This window comes from Streptomyces sp. SCPE 10, from assembly GCF_051980735.1.
Taxonomy (GTDB): domain Bacteria; phylum Actinomycetota; class Actinomycetes; order Streptomycetales; family Streptomycetaceae; genus Streptomyces; species Streptomyces misionensis.
The window spans coordinates 1-17,924 of record NZ_CP197069.1 but is presented as its reverse complement, the minus strand read 5'-3'; the positions used below and the strand labels follow the sequence as shown (position 1 = coordinate 17,924).

The window sequence follows — 17,924 nt, the reverse complement described above, 5'->3', positions numbered from 1 at the left end:
AAGAAGCCCCATGAGCGAGGCGGCTACCGGACCGGACAACTGCCTCGCTCTGCGCGAAGACGTCCGGGCCCCCGCCGTCCTGCTGGGTGAAGCCGAAGCCCTTCTCTGCGTTGAACCACTTCACGGTGCCGCTGGCCATACCTGTTGATGCCTCATTCACGCCCGGGAACAGCCGTTCACCCGGGCAAGCTCCGGCTTGCGCAACCACGAACCAACAGCCGTACTACCCTGCAACGGGACACTCATACGGCCGACGACACGACCAGGCAGCCCAAGGCCCACCCCCGCCGGATCGTGCTCGTCATAGCCGAGGTGGTCGGTGATCTCGCTGTCCAGGGCGGACTCCAGCAGCCGCTTGGTCGGCTGCTGCAACAGCCCGCCCTCGCCGGTCAACTGCAGGCCCTCGGCCTGGGCCCGGCTCACCAGCTCGTCGATCAGCTGGTTGCCCACGGCCTTCGCCGACACAGCCGCTGCCGACTCGACAGCGTCCTGTTCGGCCACGTTCTCACTGGTCATCGATGCATCCTCCATGATCGGGAGTTACACCGAACGATTTACATTCCACCTTTTCGGGGGTGAGCTCAGAGGTCGTTTTCGCCCCATGTTTTATCCCGGCAACGGATATTTGGTCTGTGATGTCGGGTCGCGCCAGGAGATGGTGCTCTCGCTGGTGAGGCGGCGAGCCATGAGGTCGGTCATGGCGAGGTGGATCATGGCTTCGGATCGGGTGGGCAGGGTTTCGTAGTCGCGGGCGAGGCGGCGGTGGAGCATGAGCCAGCCGTAGGTCCGTTCGATCGCCCAGCGCTTCGGGATGGGAGTGAAACCTCTGGTCCCGGGCTTGCGAGCGGTGATTCCATGTCGATGCCGAGAGCGGCGGCATGTTCGACGAGGTGCTGGGGGTAGCCACCGTCGACCCACACCTGCGGATGCCGGGATGGTCGGCGGCGACCTGGTCCAGGAGCCGGGCGCCGGCGGCGGAGTCCTGCACGCTTGCCGCGGTGACCAGCACGGCAAGCAGCAGTCCGAGGGTGTCGGTGACGATGTTCCGTTTGCTGCCGACGATCTTCTTCCCGGCGCCGATGCCCTGGTCGGTGGCGGGAACGCTGGTGGAGGTCTTGACGCTCTGGGCGTCGATCACACAGGCCGACGGCTCGGCGTCGCGTCCTTCCTTCTCCCGTAGCAGTTGCCGCAGCAGGCCGTTGAGCCGGGCGAACACGCCGTCCTGCTGCCACTTGGCGAAGTAGCGTAGACCGTGTTCCAGTGCGGGAAGTCGTGTGGCAGGTAGCGCCACTGGACCCCGGTGCGGTCCACGTACAAGATCGCGTCCATGATGTCGCGCGGGGCGGTATCACTGAGCGGATCTGATCACACGGTCACGGAACTGTTGGAAGGCGTGCCAGCCCGACGTCTGCCCCGGATTGATCAGGTCCCCTTCGGCCAGGTCGAGCACCTTGCACCGCAGGGCCTCCGCAAGGCGGAAAACGGGTCCCAGCACGTCGTCGCCGGAGCCCCGAATGTGAAGCATGATCGAGTCCACTGGGTCTTCTGAGCCGATGTTAATGCGATGGACCAAGTAGGGCCGGACAGGTCGCCCCACGTGGGGTCCGAGAGATCAACTTCGGGAACGGCCTCGGTGGCAGCCGCGAGCACGTCGCGTTGCCGGCCGAGCGGTTCCGGCGAGTAGTCGTCGGGGAGCTCGTGCATCGAGGTGACGTCGTCAGGCAGGCGGAGGAGGAGCACGTCCCAGCTCATGGTGGCCTTTCAGGTAGGACTTGAGTAGCGGTTGTGGTCGGTCAGATCAGGCTGAGCTGCTCTCCAGGAGGCTGTGGCAGGAGCACGTTCTGCAACTGGCGGACGTTCGCGCGCCAGGGGGCGCCACCCGACTCGGCCCACAGTTCCATCAGCTCGAACGGCTCGGTCATGACACGGTCGAGGGCGTGACGTGCCAGATCGCGCAGGCCGGTGAGATCAGGAAGGACCACGTCCGGCCCATAAACGGGATCAGCAGGCTCACCCTCGAGACACTGCGCCGCGACGAGGGCGGCCGCGGCCACGGCTACCTCTGATTCAGGCGCTTCGAGGTAGTCCACGGTGTCGATCACACGGGTGAGAGCGCCGCGAACGATGCCCTCGCGTTCACCTGCGGCTACCTCGTCAAGGTCGCAACAGAAGTCCGCTGCGGTGTCGTTGTCGAAGGGGCCGACGTCCCAAGTGCCCATAGCCTCTCCCGATCGCGGTGCTGATCGAGGAATCCTGGCAGAGGCCACTGACAGCGGCCGCACGGACCGGACCAGCGTGAAGTACGCCGGGGGTTCGGGTTCGTGGCCACGTCGGGCTGCACGTGGCAGCAGCTGCCGTCCGCTTCGTTCGGGCCGTCGGGCGCGACTGCCCACCGGCGGTTCACGGAGTGGTCGAAGGCCAGGGTGTGGGCGAAGTTGCACCGCCTGGTCCTCGACGAGCTCGGTTCCCGGGGCGGGCTGGATTGGTCCAGGTGCGCGATCGACTCGGTGAACATGCGGGCCCTGAAAAGGGGGAACTGACAGGCCCGAATCCTGTGGACCGGGGCAAGTACGGCTCGAAGATCCACCGTGCTGACGGGCGGGCTGTAGAGCTCCTTCTCCCGGCGCAGGGCGCGGTACTGCCGGGCCTCGCTGGCCCGGTGCCGGCGGAATTCGTTGGGGAAGTCGTACGCACACGCCCCCATGAAGTAGGTGGTAATGCTCGCTCCTCCTTCTGGGGCCCACCCCTTGTCGACCAGCGCCTGCTGACGGTTGACGCCACGACCGTCCGAGCCGTCGAGGGCCTGATGTACCGCTGGAGAACCAAAGCGAAGCAGAACAGGAGGGGGGACCGCGATGAATAGCCGAGACGACGAGTTCAATGCACTGCTCAACGCGTCATCGCTAGGCACTGACGCAGCACGGCGCCTCCGGGAGCGGACCCCGCAGAGCACCGCCAAGGCCATCCGCACCATCACCCATCTGCGCAATACCGTCGTCCATGGAACCGGGCCCGTGACGGAGCAGGCCGTCACCGGCATCCTCACTGCGCTCGGCTCCCTGACCAGTGACGACGCAGGCCTGCAGAGGCTGCGCGACGCCATGGACCGCCTTCGTGTCCATGAAGGGCCTGAAGCGATCGACGCTCTGCCAGAGGCCCTGGAAGCCCTCAGCTCCCTGTCCTGGGACGATCTCGACTCAACCACGTCGCAGCAACTGCGTACCGCACTCACCGTCGTCACCACGCGCCTGGCAGTACAGGCCGCGCCCGTCCTTCTCACCGTGGCGGAGACCGCTTCTGTTATGCGGGTGTCGAAGCAGACCGTCTACCGGCTGGTGCACGGCGGGCACCTGCCGGCTGTACGCACCGCCTCCGGCAAGTCCTTCCGCATCCCCGAAGCCGCTGTGCTCGAGCACGTGCGTGAGTTGTTCAAGCAGGCGCCGGTCAACCCACGCCGATTACGCTGTGCCCTGTGAAATGACGTGCGCGCCACCCAAGAGGAGCGACAGCCCGCAGCGTGTCGGCCGGGCCGAAGGCCCCTCCTGGGCTATCCGTAATTCCGCGCGCCAACGGCATCGTCGTGCGGCCCATCTGACCAGGCGCGGCTCCCTGCGCGTGCGACTGCATCAGCCCCAGGCTTCGCCGCCTTGGGCCACTGCTGTCGTAGGGGCGATCTCGGGGCTGGCCCTTGACCTGATGGCGGAACAGAGAACGGGACAGGTGCAGATGCCCCCTATAGCAGGAAGTCGACCGCGCAGCTGATGCGCCTCGCGAGATCGGGGATCGTGTACGGGGCGCTCGGCCGGAGCGCGGACAGGTTGTCGACCAGGTTGTACTGGATGCGGCGCTGGTGAGCGCCGATGCCCTGGAAGATGAACGGCACCATCTTCAGCATGTGGATGTCAGTGCTGCCCGGTGTGGTGAGCCAGTCGCCGGCGATCGGGAAGAAGCGGTCGAAGGCTTCGAGGGCTGTGGGGATCTCACCCGCAGGGATGCCGGAGTCCTGCGCCATCCACTCGAACTCCTCCTCGGCCCTGTCTTCGAGGTAGAACCCTCCCCATCCCCAGAGGAACTGCTGCCAGAAGGTCGCGTACCGCCGGAAGTTCGACTGCTTCCGCAGCCACCCGATGCCGTCGTGGAACGTCTCCGGCAGGACGTGGTAGGCCAGCCCCTGGAAGAAGAAGGACTTCCCGTCCTCAGACACACGGAACTCGGGCGGGCCATCGGGGTGCGCGAGTGCGTAGTCGACAGCGGCCTTGAGGATGGTCAGTCGCGCCCGGTGCTCGAGGTACATGCACGCCTGGACCTCAGGGCGCGTGCCGTTCCGGAGCGCTGCGATGTGCCGGTTTGGTGTCGGTGGGAGATGTCAGTGACGGTATGTCAGGTCGAGGTGCTTCCGCTGGTGGGGTGCTGAGGACGGACAGCGTCATTGCCGTGGAGTGGTTTCTGTAGCGGTGTGGCTGTCGTGGGGTGGTACACCCCACTCCGCTCCACTGTCTTGAGAACGGCACTTCTGATCCTTTTGAGGCTGCGCGGCGGCACGGTGGTCGGTGTGGGTTTTGCGCGCGGAGGGGGGCGGGGTGGGGGAGCCGGGCGCGTGGGGTGAGGTCGTGGCGGGGTTGAGGGTGTCCAGACCGGTGCTGGTTGCGCGGCTGCTGGAGCTGGATGCGGCTGGGGCGTTGACGACGGCGCATGTGCGTGCGGGCGCCCATGTCGGCGGGGTGAATGTGCGCACGGTGTGGCGCTGGCTGGAGGCGGCGCGGACGGAGGGCCGTGTCGAGCGCAGGTCGCGGGCCCGGCTGGAGTTGTCCGACCAGATGTGGGAGGTGCTGGCGCAGGCGGGCGGGAATGTGGCGGCGCTGCACCGGCATCTGAAGGCGGCCGGGGGAGAGGTGCCCTCGCTGGCGTCGTTGCACCGGGTGGTGCGCCGGGACCTTCAGGGCGGCAGGGTCCTGCCGGATCGTGCGGTGGTGCGGCGGGAGCGGGATGAGCAGCAAAGGCGGCAGGCACTGGCTGACCTCGCCCTGGCCGGGCCGCAGGGGGGCGGCGCGGCGAAAGTGGCTGCGCGCCGGCTGCCGCGTCGCGTATCAGAGGCGACCGGGAGCTTGCCGGTGGGGGAGAGCGGCGCGCTGGCGGGTGTGGCGTTACCGGCGGGAGCGCAGCTGGTGCGGTCGTCGTCGGTGCGGGCGGCGGCCGAGGCGGTCGGTCAGGCGATGGCGGTTCAGGGTGCGGTGTGTGTGTTCGGCGACCCGGGCCGGGGCAAGACCGCGGCCGTGCGGATGGCGCTTGGCGAAGTGCCCCCGGGCTGGAAGGTGACGTGGGTGCCGGTGCCGGTGCGCCCGTCGGTGGCCGGCATGAGGCGTGCGGTGTTCGACGCTCTGGGGCTGGCGGGCCGCTTCCCGCACACGTCGGCGCTGGCTGACGCCGCGGTCGCGGGTGCCTTGAGTGAGGCGCGGGTGCTGGTGGTCGATGAGGCTCAGCGCCTGCCCGTGCCGTGCCTTGAGTACCTGCAGAGCCTGTGGGACCACCCCGGCACGCGGATCACGCTGGTGCTGTGCGGGGCGGGCAGCGAGCGGGCGCTGTCCCGGCTGCCGCAGCTGGCATCGCGTATCGGCGCATGGCAGGAGGTTCCACGCTTGACCGGAGCGGAAGTGGCGACCGTGGTGACAGGTTTCCATCCGCTGTGGCACACCGTCCCGGCCTCGGATCTGACGTGGATCGATCGGTCGTGCGCGCACGGCACGTTCCGTACGTGGGCCGCTTTGACTGCGCACCTGCAGAATGCGCTGCTCACCGCCGCTGACGCATCCGTCGACCGGGCCTTGCTGAGGCGGCTGTTCCAGCGGGTCGCGCCGCCATTGTGAATGGAGCGTTCCTGCAAGAGACGGGAGGGCGATCGCATGCTCCCGGCCACCGGCAAGCACACGACGTCCCGCCCGCGTGAGGGGAGCTGACATGAAGGACGGCGACGCCATCCGCCCAGACGGCGGACTGCCTGCGGCGTCGAGGACGGCGCTGCGCGGTCCGGCCGTGCGGCGGCTGCTCGCACTGCGGGCAGGGAAGAAGCTGACAGCAGTCCATGTACGGGTGGCCGCGGACGCGCTGGGGGTGTCGGAGCGCACGGTGTGGCGCTGGCTGGCCGCGGCTCAGAGCGATGAGACCGCAGCCGCCAACCCCGGCGCACGTTCCCGGGTCGATGCGAGGTTCACGGTCACGCCCGAGGTCCGTGGGCTGTTGGCGCTGTGGAAGGGGAACGTGCGGGCGGTCCACCGCGAACTGGTCCTGCGTGCTGCTAGGCGGTCTCCGCCTGCGGATGCACCGTCGCTGACGACGCTGCACCGGGCGATCCGCCGTGATCTGACGCTGGGGGAGCGGGCGGGGCTTGCGGGTGGGGAGCGGGCGGCGCGCAGGCATGATGTGTTCCTGGCCCGGCCGCGGGGCTGGCGGAACCAGGTGTGGGAGACGGACCACATGCAGGTCCCGGTGCTGGTCGACGTCGAGGGCAGGGCCCGCAGGCCGTGGATCACCTGGTTCACCGACTGCGCGACGAACGCGATCACCGGCGTCGCGGTCACGCCGGGGGATCCGTCGCGGGAGTCGGTGCTGGCCGCGCTGCGTTCCGCGGTCCTGCGCGATGACCCCTACGGTCCGTTCGGCGGCGTGCCCGAGAAAGTGCGTGTCGACCGTGGCAAGGACTTCCTGTCCAGGACGGTGACCGCCGCGTTCGATCTCCTCGACGTCACCGTGGAGGACCTGCCCGCCTACACCCCCCACCTCAAGGGCACCGTGGAGGGCCTGAACCGGGCGGTGGAGAGCATGTTCCTGGCCTCGCTGCCCGGCTACGCCCGCCAGCCGCGCCCCGGCAAACGCTCCTCCCGTCCGCAGGACGAAGTCCTGCTGGGCTTCGAGGACTTCACCACCCAGCTTCTGGCCTGGACGCTCTGGTGGAACACCGAGCACCGCCCGGCGCCGTTGCGGGGCAGGACTCCGCTTGAGGCGTGGCAGGACGATCCCACCCCGCTGCGGGACGTGCCGGCCGCGGATCTGTGGACGTTCACCCTGGAGGACGCCGGCACCCGCACGCTGACCACCCGCGGCATCCGCTTCAGGAAACGCGACTACGTGGGGCCGTGGATGACCGGCCAGGCCGGGATCCAGGTCAGGGTCCGCTTCATGCCCCACCACGACCACCGCATCGAGGTCTACCACGCCGCCACCGGCCGCTACCTGGGTCCTGCGGACCTGGCCGATCAGGCCACCGACGAACAGATCGGCGCCGTACGAAGGGCGCGGGCCGCCCGTGCACGCCGTCTGAAGAAGGACCTGGAGGCCTCGCAGCGCGAGCGCTACGCCGCCGTGAACCAGCCCGAGGCACCTCAGCGGCTCGGCGCGCTGACTACCGTGCAGGCCGAGGCCGAACTCGCCCGGACTGCCGACGCCGACCTCGCGCAGCTCGCGATGCCGGACCTCATCCCGCACGCTGCGCCCCCGGCCGACTGGCGCACCCCTGCTTCCCTGGCCGCGCTGACCACGCCAAGCCCGCCCATCCTGCACCCGTCCGGCCGTGGTGGCGCTTCCGTCCCGGACGGCCGCGACGGGCGGGCTACACCTCTCACCACCGATGAAGACGGAGACGCCTCGTGACCACGGCCACCTACCAGTACGTCGACCTGCCCGATGCGTCTGTGGTCACCACCCGCGCCCTGCTCACCGCCCGGGAGAACATCGCCGACACGGTCGCCGCGCGGGCCATGATGTGCATCCACGGCGGGGCCGGCTTCGGCAAGACCCTCGCCGTCAACACCTGCCTGCGCGGACTCGAACCGCACGAGGACGTCCGCAAGATCACCTTCCGTGCCCGGCCCACCGCCCGCGCAGTGCGCTACGAGTTGTTCACCGCGCTCGACTTGGCCGGTGAACCGCCGCGCCACCCCAGTGAATTCGATCGTCTACTGAAGACCGCTCTGGCTGAACGCCCTCGTACCTTCCTGGTGGATGAGGCCCAGTGGCTCAACGGGGAGGCGTTCGAATATTTCCGCTATCTGTGGGACGAACCGGCCACCCAGCTGGCGATCATCTTCGTCGGCGGGGAGGGCTGCCACACCGTGCTGCGTCGCGAGCCGATGCTGTCCTCCCGGATCTTCATCTGGCAGCACTTCACCCGCCTCACCCCCAGCGAAGTCCTCGAAGCCATCCCCCTGTTCCACCCCATCTGGGCCGACGCCGACCTCGACGACATCACCTTCGCCGACAGCCACGCCGCACACGGCAACTTCCGCGCCTGGGCCCAGCTGACCGCCCACACCCGCACCGCCCTGGTCCGCACCGGCCGCCCACGCGTCGACCAAGAGTTGCTGCGCTGGGCCTTCAGCCGCCTCGCCTGACTACCACGCCGCCATGCCGCTCGCCGCGCCACCGCCCGTCACCGTGGTCATCGACCGCCATGACGACGTGATTCATACGCACACCGCCCTGGCCGCCCACCATCCGCCGTCCGGCCGGATCACTTTGCACCCCGGCCCGGGCACCACCAGCGAAACCGGCCTCGCCCACGACCTTCTCGCCGCTCTGGAAAAGCCGCCCCTGCTTCCAGGCCGTTTCCCTGGTGGCCGTCAGCCCGCATGGGAAGCCGCCACGGCCTGGATCACTGCTCTTCCCGTCACCCGGCTGATCGTCCTGCGCGCCCACCGCCTCACCGCCCGCCGCGCGATGCGCCTCCTGCAACTGCGCACGCTCACCGGTATCCACCTGATCTTGGTCTGCCACCGCCCCCACCTGCCCACCGTCCTGCACCAAGCCCTGCAAGCGGCCGACCACATCATCACTACCGACTTTCAGACCGCCCGCCGCCACTACTACGGCGCGACCGCCCCCGTGCCCCTGCCTGCAGACCAACCGGCCCGGCCAAGCAGCCGATGGCTCACCCTGCCTGCACTCGACCGCCTCGTCTCCTACGACAGTCCCAGCCCCTGTGCCGCCCCGTGCACGCCGCCGCCGATCGTCTGGCGGCACCGCCCACCGCCCACACCTCTCACCCCGTACGCTGCCCAGCAAGTCGCTCATCGGCTTCATGGGGTGACCGCGCACCCTCGCCTGGCCGCGACCGTTGCCGCTGCACTGATCACCGGTGCGTCCCTCCAGCAACTTGCTACCGCACGACCTCGCGACTACGACGACGCTGCGGCCACACTCGCCCTGCACGACCGCGCCCGCTACACCGACGGCTGCGCCGCCTACCCCGTACCGCCCTGGGCGGGTGTCTTCCTGCGGGCCGCGGCCTGCTTCGCCCGGCTCGTATCCGGCGAGGACCACGAATTGTTCGCCACGCCAGGAGGCCGTGCCCTCCTGCTGCGCGTGGCCGAGACGGCCAGGCTGCGCCCGTCCCAGCCGCCTGTGGCCCGCCGCCAAGGCCCGGCCGGCCGTGTTGAGTGGGATTGGCGCGAGCGGCAGGAGGCCAACAGGTACGAAGCGATGCTGGCCGTACGCGCCAAGCTTCCGCGGCGCTGAAGGCCCCTGACGCGTCCGATCAGGGCACGCTCATCCGATTGAGAAGTCAGCGAACTCGAGGTCGCTGAAGGCGATGTGCAGGCCGTGAGCGCGGCGGCCCCCATCGCGGAAGTAGGCATGCCCCAGCGCGCGGGCGAGGATCACCATCTGCTGCTGCTCGCCCGCGCCGGCGTCCCGGGCGGCGAACAACTCCCGGGCTACCTCTCCCGGCAGGTACTGGGTGATCCACCGCACCCGCGGGTCGTCCGAGGAGCCGGCCGCAGCAGCGAACCCGAATCGCGCCCTGGTGTGGAAGACGAAGCCCTCCGCTTCGGCCTGGGCGCGTCGGCGGGCTCGTATTCGGGGCTGCCACCGAGCCAGGACTGCTTCCTCGATCGCCCGGAGATGCAGCGGGCCCGGCGGGCGACGCGCTCCGGGCTTCTTTGTCACCCACCTCTGCACGGTGCGCTGTGACACCCCAAGGACTGCGGCCACCTTCTGGGTGGAATACCGATGCGTCGCCAGCAGAAACCGCAGGCGAGCGTCGGTGCTCAGGGGAACTGGCCGGGTGCGCAGCGCCTGCCCTAGCCCCTGCTCGATATGCCCCACGTCCGCCTCCCCATGCGGCCAGTCGACAGGCCGGCATCCTGCAGCCCGTGACTTCAGTCCTCCCACACCGCTCGCCCCTGCCCGCCAGTTCCAGCGTCTTCGGGACAGCACCGGCCGACGTCGGCTACGGGAGCCGGGATGGGGTGTCCCGACCCCCGGGCCGGCCGGCTGCGTCTTGCTCGGACTCCGCACCAGATGCGGGGCTGCCCGAACGGAGAAAGGGCCTCGAAGACTGCACGCCTAGCTTCAGGACCACGGCGACCGGGGCCGTTGAAGTACCGGGTTGATGGCGCGCTGTCGCTACTGTCTTGAAAGGCGGATCAGTCGGCGTAGTAGTTGTCTGTGGTGTGGTCCTCGGCGATGGCGAGCAGGAGTGTGGGTCCGACAGGTTGCCGGTTCTGGCTGGGTTTGAAGGTGGCACCGAGCATGGCTTCGATAGTCCAGTGCGTGGATGGCAAAGCGCTGAGGGCGAGGTCGAGTGAGGCTGCGACATCCTCGTTCTGAAGGGCCTGCACTAGAGGTTCCGCCGGTCCGCTGTGTAGGACGACAGGAATGGCGGTTCCAGGCGGAGGGCCGGAGAGACAGAAGCGAGAGTCCGACAGCGTCGCGAGGCCGCTTCGCAGGACTTGTAGATCCTTGTCGCTGAGGCCGACAGGTTCCACGAGTTCCTCGAGGTAGGCAGGCAACGAGACGGTCTTCGGGTCTGGACCGTAGAAGAGAGTGACGTGACCCAGCACACGGAAATGGGCTTCCGTACCATCGGCGCCCTCAAGGGGAATGCTGCGTGTTGACATACCCTGCCAGGCGCCTATCGCCTGCACCTCAGTCTCAGGAATCGCCAGCGCGCGGTAGGCATTGAGCATGCTGGTTAGCCGTGCGTCGTGAGAGGGAACCTCCATGGCCATCTCTTCCAGCACAAGGGCGGAAGCGGCTCGGCGTGCGGCTCCGGCTGACGCAGCGGAGCTAATGCGGTCGTAGACGAGCCGACGGTAGGTGTCTGTGCTGGCGATGCGCAGGAGTGTTGTGGCGAGGCGCGGTACGTCAACGACCGGTGGGCGGTCCAGGACGCTGAGCAGCCGTTCGATGAGACCTCGTTCGAAGCGAGGCCGTTTAGCGGCGAGGTTGTCATCGAGGACATCCGCGGCGAGTGCTGGCGCGGCGGGGTAGCGGGCGTTCAGCCGGTGGGGATCGGAGTCGAGTTGTTTGAGTAGGTCGAGGATTCTCTTTTCGAAGCGTTCGGAACGTAGGAGGAGCTCGCCAGCGGCTAGCAGCCAGGTGTTGCGCCAGTGGGGGTGATGGGCGATCAGTCGTAGCCGGGACATCACGACAGCGTCATCGCCTTCGGCGATGGCGCGCGCGGCCATCAGCTCTTGGAGGGTGCGGATGTCGAAGCCGACTCCGTTGTCCCGGGGACCAAGTAGGACGAGCCGGTGGGTGGCGGCTTCGACTAGGGCTCCGGCATGGGTTTCAGCGTCGGCGGGTGTGAATCCGCGGTCCAACAGGCGCTGCAGGGCAATGTCGTGGAGACCATGAGGGCTGATCGTTGCTTCGGCTCCATCCGCGGTTTCGGAGGCGGCTTGGAGGATGAGCCCGACGTGCTCGTGGAGACGGTCGATTTGGGTGCGGTGCTGGGAAAGGAACCGTGCGATGGGGATGTCTTTGGCGACTTCCCGATCGAACATCGTCCGGTAGTACATGTCGAACAGCGTGAACCTGTCAGGGGGCAGCGTAGGGAATTTCTCCACGATGAACGACATGATCGTCACCTGTAGCGGTGTCTCCATCAGGCGGATCGTCACCGGGTCGCGAGCAGCGTCTCGCATGCGTGCGGCCACCTTGATCCGCATCTCGTCATCGTCGGTGAAGCGCTTGTCGGTGATCTGCTGCGCGAAGGCTGCTGCCTCACCGGCAGGGAGTCGCTGCAACTGCAGGTGTTCGAAGCGGTCTGTGGGGAAGCGTTCGTCGTAGCCGGTGGGGCGGGTGGTGACCACGATGAGGAGATCGGCGTCGAGGTCCTCGGCACTGGTGAGCAGGTCGTCGATCTTGCTGTAGATGAGACGGCGAGCGTCAACCGACGGAACTTCATCAAGGCCATCGAGGATCAGAGCCCACGGCCATGCTCGGAGCCACCCACGGAGCGCGCTGGGAGAGATATCCCGGTCGGTGCGTTCGGACAGCCGTGTGGAGATCCATCGCAGCAGGGAAACCTCGGCGCCGCTGGCCAGCTCCTCGGCATACTTGGCGAGGTCGATACGTGTCGGCCAGCGACGGTTGCTGGGGACTGACAGTCCGAGTCGGGCGAGAGCCGAGCGCGTGCCTTCGATGACCTCCTGGACGGAAGGCCCCGGACTGGCGCCCGTGAGTAGTGCCACCCGGTAGGCCTGTGCGATGAGTTGGCTGAGGGTGGACTTGCCCTGTCCCGGGCCGCCGACGAGCACAACGTTGGATCGCTTGATGCGGTCTGGTTGGCGCTGACGCAACACCATGTCGCCAAGCTCCAGCACACGCTGAACGGCTCGGACGGTCAGGTCGCCGTCGGGACTGCCGAGAGTTGCGGGCAGGTCAATCGCGATGTCGTCGAGCCAGAGCTTCGCCTCACCCGGACCGCCTGACTGACTCAGCCGGATCCAGCGGTCGTCCTTGATCGCATGAAGGAGCTGCTCGCGCAACGGGTCCTGTGCATCGAAGGTCCCCAGGCTGACCCAGTCGGGGGCCAGTTTCGCCAGAACGTCACCGGCCGTCAGAAGGGCAGGAAAGGCGTAGCGAACTTCCTGGTTGGCATCCAGCATCGAGCGGATCTGGTCCCCATGCCAGATCGCAAAGTCTTTGACCCGCAGGCCGCTACGGATGGTCTCCATCTCAGTCAGCCGTTTCCTCACGGCCTGGTTCACTTTGTCAATCCCGCCAACCTTGGCAACAGCGGACAGGTCGACGTTGGTGACAAAGATCAAATAATCGGGAAGACGAGAGCGGGTGCTCGCTTGCGCAGCTCTGATCCAACCGTCGATCTCGTTCTTGATCTGCGCCTGCAACCACAGAGCGTTGTCGTGTGGGGTCTGTCCGGGTTTCACGTGGAATTTGGCCTGCAGGACGGTGTACCCCGACCAGCAGTCCAAGCGGTCCGCGCCCCCGGCCGATGTGCTGGACCAGTTGATCGTGCCTTCGAACGTTGCCTCACGGCCACCGTCGCGTCCGTCACCGAAAACCTGCACCCCCGGTCCGATGTCCCGACGAGCCAGAGCAACCACGAGCTGCTCAAAGGCGCGAGTTCCAAGGCGTGTCAGGTCATAGTCGGGCACGTGGTTCACTCTGCCAGAATCGAGGATTGCTCGTGGGTTGAGGGAGGAGCCTCGGTCCCCGGCTGAGGAGACGCGGGCCCCAACCCCTGACAGGACATGGCCAGGACCGCATCCCGATGGCCAGCAGACGTGCTCACGCCCACTGCATGCCCAGCTCCCGCAGTGCGGCGCGTTGCTCCCCAGTGAGCTTGTCGCGCCTCGCGCGGGTGTTCGATACCCACACGCCCAGCTTGACGACCACTGGCTCCGTCTCGCCGTCGACCGTGATCTGTTCGCTGTGGCCGCGTGGTACGGGCCGGTGGGCGCCTTCCCGTTCCACCCACTGTGCCAGGGCCGCAAGGCCGCGCTGGAATGCCTGCTGCGCCTTGTTCGGGCCCTTCGTCGCACCCTTGGTTGCCGGGGCGGGAGACGGCGCCTGAGCGGGCGTGATGCCCAGCCGGGTGAGCCGCTCCTGTTGCTCGGTCGACAGCTGCGCCCAGGTGCCCGGCTGCTTCTGCCGCTGGAGCCACCGTCCGATGTCGTCGCCGTCCATGAGTACGCCGGGGGCGATGTCGGGCAGAAGGCCGTCGGCGTCGACGAGGTCGGCGAGGACGCGGTAGTGGCGTTGCCAGTCCAGCGGCCACGGGCAGTCCCAGTCCGGGTCGATCGCGGTGAGCTGCGCCGCACGCTGCTCCGCCCGCTTCGGGTCCTTGCCCAGGCCGTTCTTCGCGCCTTTGCGCCGCAGGTTGGCCATGTGCTGCCCGACGGGCACCATTGCCTCGCCTTCGCCCCAGACCGCGTCCTGCCGGGGAGCGAGGTGTCCCGTGGCCCGCCGGTAGGACCGCAGCGCGGCGAGCTTGGTCTCCCAAGCTTCCTCGCCCGGTTCCCAGACCATCCCGGCTTCGGGCGCGTCCAGCAGTTCCTTGCGGTGGGGATCGAGTTCACCGGCGCGCAGCGCCTTGCGCTGCTGGTGCACCCACCGCCCCAGCGGAAACGTCTTCGTCACGCCCACCTCGACCTCAACGTCGTAGGGCACGGAGTAGAGGCCGGTGATCTTGTTCTCCTCCCGCCAGCGGAGCAGGGCTTGGTAGCCCTCCAGCCACACCAGGGACTCCGGCCGGTACACCCTCGTGCGCAGGAACGCCGCGATGGTGGCTGTGTCCCGAGGGGAGGAGAAGTGCAGCAGCGCCGACTCGACCGCACCATCGGTGTCGTCGTGCTCCTGGTCCTCGCCCTCGCCGCCGGCCCCGACGATCCGCCCGTCTTCGTCACGCCGGAGGTGCACCTTGCGCTGCCCGTGGGTGAGGGCGCGGGAGGCGAGCTGCTCGACCAGGCGCTCATCATGGGAGCGCAGGCCCTGGAGCACGGCTACAAGGGGGCGGAAGCTGGCGGAGGCGACCATGTCGGTCGGGTCCTCGCCCGGCTGGAGGAAGACGGGCACGATGATGCGGGCGACCTTGGTGGTGCCGTCGCGGTTGGGCCGGAGCGCGCGGCCGATGTTCTGCACGATCTCGACCTGGGAGCCGCGGGTGTCGGCGAAGCAGATCGCCTCCACGCCCCGCTCGCCGGTGATGTCCACGCCTTCCCCGAGCACGCGCACGGACGCCAGGAACGCGCGGTGGACCCGCCGGCCCGAAGCGTCGATGCCGTTGGCGAACTGGCGCAGCACTTCGCGCCGCTCGGATACGAGGTGGTCGCCGCACAACCACGCCGACCACACGCGGTTCGGCGGTACGTGGCGGCCGGCCTCGAGCTCGTAGAACTCCGCATCGATCGACGACTTCGGGAGCCGGCCCGCGGCCGCCATGTCGTCGTCCGAGGCGTCGTTGACGTACATCTCGGCTGCCGTCTCCGGCATCTTCTCCGCGAACGCCATGGCCTCCTCCACCTTCTGGTGGAAGGTCATGACCGTACGCAGGTTGTACGCGGCGGCGTGCTCCAGGAGCGCTGTTTGCAGGAGCGCGAGGCGCCGACCGCGCTGCGCCTCCTCAGACTCACCTGTGACGGGTGAGGGGTCGCGGATCTCCAGGACGTCGATCTCGAACGGGGCGAGGATCTCCCGCTCGATCGCCTCGCTCAGCCCGAGTTCGGCCAGCCACGCGCCGTACGTCCCGTACGGGTCGTCGGCCATGCTTGCGATCTCCAACTCCTGGCCATCCGCGCGCTTCTGGGGCCGGGGCGCCGCGAGGATGCGTGGGGTCGCGGTCAGGTACAGCCGGAAGTCGGCGGGGATGCGGGTGTTGTCGTGGATCGCCGCCCACGGCCTGCCAAGATCACCGGCGGTTCCATGAGCTTCGTCGATGATGGCGAGCGAGAAACCGTCCATCCGCTGTCCGTACAGGCGCTCCCCGCCCGTCAGGGCTGCCTCCAGCGGCCCGCGAGTGCGCCCCTGGCCCATCGGGTCCTCGTAGTCCTCGCGGTCCACGAGAGAGGCGTACGTGGCGAACACGATGACCGGCCCGTGCCCGGCCCACAGGGCGAGCTGGATCGGGTTGGTGGTGGTGCGCACGCCCAGTTCGTTCAGCACCGGGTCGTTCTCCAGAGAGCAGACCGCGACCATGGGGGAGCGGTGCCCTACCGCCCGCCACGCCTGGGCGGTCTGCACGAGCAGGTCCAGGGTCGGCAAGGTCACGAGGATCCGGCCCTGGGGGAAGCACTCCAGCGCGCTCGCGGCTGCCGTGATCGTTTTTCCGGAGCCGGTCGCTGACACGATCGTGCCACGGGCACCCTGAGGGGGCACAGATGACCTTGCAGGGAATCCAACCCACCTACGAAAGGCCGACTTCTGGTCGATCTGGTGTTTCTTGAGCGGAATCCTGCTCATCGACCGTCCTTTTCACCCGTGTCGTACAGCCAGCTGTCGTGAAACCTTTCCAGCGCGGTTTCCTCCTGGCCGTGCTTTGCCCAGATCCCTTCGAGCCAGAGCGGGGTCGTCTCGATCCTCTCGCACAGTGCAAAGCAGCCGGGCAGGTCGATCAGCACGAGCTCGCCCGCGAACATGCCGCCGGGCCCGTAGCGGCGCCACAGCCGCTCCAGCCGCGCCCGGTGCTCGTGCAGGTACGTGTCCAGCGTCTGCGGGTAGGTCTCCGGCTCCGCCAGGTGCACGGTCCGCAGGGCGATGTCCACGAGCTCCCGGGACGACTCCTGGTCCCACTGCTTGGAACTGGTGCCGGCCACGGCGGCATAGTGCTGCTCGCACACGGCGAGGACGCGCTCGATGAGCTCCGCCGGCGCCTCACTCTCCTCATTCTCCTCGCCACGAAGGGAAGGCCGGCCGACATCCATGTGCAGATCGGGCAGGGCGCGCAGTTCGCCAGTGCCGGCGCTTGCCTCCACCAGGTCCAGGCCGTGGTCGGCGAGGTGAGCCAGGAGCAGGCGGGACAGCACCTCCCCGTCCCTGGCGTACAGCTGAGCGTGCTCCTCTCCGCTGTCGGGGGAGACGATGGCGCGAGTGAAGACGGTATCGAAGAAGAACTCGGACAGGGCGCCGACCAGCTCCGTGCGCGCAGACGCTGGCTGGTCGTCCAGCGCGGCAACAGCGGCGTCCATGACTGCAGTGAGGAACCGCCCGCGGGCGCCCCGCAGTTGACGTGCCTCACTCTGCGGGCTTTCCTCGACGGCCTCCACGACGCGGTACAAGCCCTGGTCTCCGTACAGGCCACCCGGCTTCTCCTTAGCCCGGCGCACCTTTGCCACGGCCTCCTCAACGGACCGAGCGTAGGTGTAGTTCGTCACCACCGAGGCTCCGGGGTGCGCCGGATCGGTCCGCTGCGCCACGATCCGATAGCGGATCAGCCCGGACTCAGACTCCACCGCCCCACCGCTCGCACCTCCTTGACGGTCCCGCAGCGCCTGGCGCCAACGGTCCGCCTGCGCGTCGTTCTCGGGGGAATAGGCGTCCCACGTCGTGCCGCCCATCAAGTTCCAGATGCGCCTCAGTTCGTTCCGCCGAACAGCAGCCAGCCGCTTCTCCGCGCTGAGCGGCCTTGGCTGATCCTCGCGGCTTTCCAGGCCATCCGAATCCACCAGCCGCTCGTAAATCTGCTCCGCCGTTAATCCAGTAACCTCACGCTGGATTTCCTCCCGTGCCTTGAGGCGCATTTCGACGCTCAACGAATTCAAGTCTCCCCCTCCTTCACGACCCCGGCCCATGCGGTTGGGGGGTGTCCCATGTTTCTACCAACAGTACATGCTGCATCAATCTGAGGCAGCCACTATCCTGGAACCCGACACGAACGAGTGACCGGCCCCTCTTGTAGCCAGCCCGGCCCGCGGCAGCGGGCCCAACGGTCCTGTAGGCGCAGCCGGAAGGACCGTTCGGCGGGGGAGCGCAGCGGACTCGCCCAATCAGGCTGGAGCGAAGCGGAGGCCTGGCAGCGAGGCGAAGCCCCGCCAGTCCGGGAGCGAAGCGGACAGACTGTCAACCTCGGTGCGCAGCACCGAGGTTGCACGGGTGGCGCAGCCACCCGCCAGCGCTCCCGCGGAGCGGGAGCGCAACACCCGCGCGCAGCGCGGGTGTTCGCTTGCACATCGCGCAGCGATGTGGTACCC

Annotated in this window: 12 protein-coding genes and 4 pseudogenes; 6 read left to right on the top strand and 10 right to left on the bottom strand. The window is 68.1% G+C overall.

Features of this window, described 5'->3' with window-relative positions:
• Nucleotides 1–19 precede the first annotated feature (19 nt).
• The 5 genes and pseudogenes from ACSP97_RS00080 to ACSP97_RS00060 form a co-directional block, all read right to left on the bottom strand.
• Nucleotides 20–139 (bottom strand): annotated as a pseudogene (locus ACSP97_RS00080) (cold-shock protein); the annotation flags it as partial.
• Between the two features lie 143 nt (nucleotides 140–282).
• A pseudogene (locus ACSP97_RS00075) lies at nucleotides 283–516 on the bottom strand (IS256 family transposase); the annotation flags it as partial.
• Between the two features lie 90 nt (nucleotides 517–606).
• A pseudogene (locus ACSP97_RS00070) lies at nucleotides 607–1,338 on the bottom strand (IS5 family transposase); the annotation flags it as partial.
• Between the two features lie 10 nt (nucleotides 1,339–1,348).
• Complete coding sequence (locus tag ACSP97_RS00065) at nucleotides 1,349–1,537, bottom strand: hypothetical protein (protein ID WP_440555999.1); 189 nt, start codon at nucleotides 1,535–1,537, stop codon at nucleotides 1,349–1,351.
• 256 nt (nucleotides 1,538–1,793) lie between these two features.
• A complete protein-coding gene (locus ACSP97_RS00060; RefSeq protein WP_440555998.1) occupies nucleotides 1,794–2,219 on the bottom strand; it encodes a DUF4259 domain-containing protein in 426 nt (141 codons plus the stop codon).
• A 96-nt stretch (nucleotides 2,220–2,315) separates the two neighbouring features.
• Between ACSP97_RS00060 and ACSP97_RS00055 the strand changes: the two are divergent.
• Nucleotides 2,316–2,597, top strand: a pseudogene (locus tag ACSP97_RS00055) (transposase); the annotation flags it as partial.
• A 651-nt stretch (nucleotides 2,598–3,248) separates the two neighbouring features.
• Nucleotides 3,249–3,476, top strand: coding sequence for an excisionase family DNA-binding protein (locus tag ACSP97_RS00050; RefSeq protein WP_440558527.1), 228 nt, complete (start codon nucleotides 3,249–3,251; stop codon nucleotides 3,474–3,476).
• A gap of 257 nt (nucleotides 3,477–3,733) precedes the next feature.
• On the opposite strand, the gene ACSP97_RS00045 is transcribed toward ACSP97_RS00050, so the two are convergent.
• Nucleotides 3,734–4,294: a hypothetical protein gene (locus tag ACSP97_RS00045; protein ID WP_440555997.1), complete on the bottom strand. Its 561-nt coding sequence runs from the start codon at nucleotides 4,292–4,294 to the stop codon at nucleotides 3,734–3,736.
• Nucleotides 4,295–4,637: 343 nt separating this feature from the next.
• Here ACSP97_RS00045 and ACSP97_RS00040 point away from each other — a divergent pair, with 343 nt between their 5' ends.
• The 4 genes from ACSP97_RS00040 (at nucleotide 4,638) to ACSP97_RS00025 (ending at nucleotide 9,507) form a co-directional block, all read left to right on the top strand.
• Entirely contained in the window at nucleotides 4,638–5,864 is a 1,227-nt protein-coding gene (locus ACSP97_RS00040; protein ID WP_440555992.1) for an AAA family ATPase, read from the top strand.
• Between the two features lie 166 nt (nucleotides 5,865–6,030).
• On the top strand, nucleotides 6,031–7,644 hold the full coding sequence (locus ACSP97_RS00035) for a Mu transposase C-terminal domain-containing protein (protein ID WP_435886309.1): 1,614 nt from the start codon (nucleotides 6,031–6,033) through the stop codon (nucleotides 7,642–7,644).
• Nucleotides 7,641–8,384, top strand: a complete 744-nt coding sequence (locus ACSP97_RS00030; RefSeq protein WP_440555993.1) for an AAA family ATPase — start codon at nucleotides 7,641–7,643, stop codon at nucleotides 8,382–8,384. The genes ACSP97_RS00035 and ACSP97_RS00030 overlap by 4 nt, the downstream gene beginning before the upstream one ends.
• 13 nt (nucleotides 8,385–8,397) lie before the next feature.
• Nucleotides 8,398–9,507, top strand: coding sequence for a hypothetical protein (locus ACSP97_RS00025; RefSeq protein ID WP_355155132.1), 1,110 nt, complete (start codon nucleotides 8,398–8,400; stop codon nucleotides 9,505–9,507).
• A 30-nt stretch (nucleotides 9,508–9,537) separates the two neighbouring features.
• Here the strand turns inward: ACSP97_RS00025 and tpg are convergent, their stop codons facing one another.
• The 4 genes from tpg to ACSP97_RS00005 all read right to left on the bottom strand — a co-directional run bounded on the left by tpg (nucleotide 9,538) and on the right by ACSP97_RS00005 (nucleotide 17,495).
• Complete coding sequence (tpg, locus tag ACSP97_RS00020) at nucleotides 9,538–10,095, bottom strand: telomere-protecting terminal protein Tpg (RefSeq protein ID WP_440555996.1); 558 nt, start codon at nucleotides 10,093–10,095, stop codon at nucleotides 9,538–9,540.
• Nucleotides 10,096–10,415: 320 nt separating this feature from the next.
• Nucleotides 10,416–13,394 carry an NACHT domain-containing protein gene (locus tag ACSP97_RS00015; protein WP_355155134.1) on the bottom strand — a complete coding sequence of 993 codons (2,979 nt, stop codon included), beginning with the start codon at nucleotides 13,392–13,394 and terminating at the stop codon, nucleotides 10,416–10,418.
• Nucleotides 13,395–13,527: 133 nt separating this feature from the next.
• A complete protein-coding gene (locus ACSP97_RS00010) occupies nucleotides 13,528–16,197 on the bottom strand; it encodes a Helicase associated domain protein (protein WP_440555995.1) in 2,670 nt (889 codons plus the stop codon).
• A complete protein-coding gene (locus ACSP97_RS00005; protein ID WP_440555994.1) occupies nucleotides 16,194–17,495 on the bottom strand; it encodes a hypothetical protein in 1,302 nt (433 codons plus the stop codon). The genes ACSP97_RS00010 and ACSP97_RS00005 overlap by 4 nt, the downstream gene beginning before the upstream one ends.
• Nucleotides 17,496–17,924: the final 429 nt, after the last annotated feature.